This is a genomic window from Vibrio sp. 1180_3 (assembly GCF_029478545.1).
GTDB lineage: Bacteria > Pseudomonadota > Gammaproteobacteria > Enterobacterales > Vibrionaceae > Vibrio > Vibrio aestuarianus.
The window spans coordinates 1-218 of record NZ_SJFM01000323.1 but is presented as its reverse complement, the minus strand read 5'-3'; the positions used below and the strand labels follow the sequence as shown (position 1 = coordinate 218).

Below are 218 nucleotides of genomic sequence, written 5' to 3'. Positions count from 1 at the left end.
TTCAAGAATCCATTTCGACCAAGCCAACTTGCCGAAAATACGGAACGAATTCTCTATGAAATCGTAGAGTTAACCCTAAAAACTCATCAAACACATAACGCCCAATTAAGTGGTGAACAACGCACTGACCAAGTCGCTGCATTGCACCGTAAAACACTTTACCTGACGCATAGTAAAACTGCCACGCGTTGAGAATCCACTTGAATTGATTGTTATGT

The 218-nt window shown here is 41.3% G+C and carries 1 protein-coding gene; it reads left to right on the top strand.

The window, feature by feature from the left end; all coding sequences use genetic code 11:
- Nucleotides 1–192: hypothetical protein (locus tag EYW48_RS21995; RefSeq protein ID WP_277433141.1), on the top strand; the 192-nt coding region annotated here is incomplete at its 5' end.
- Nucleotides 193–218 lie beyond the last annotated feature (26 nt).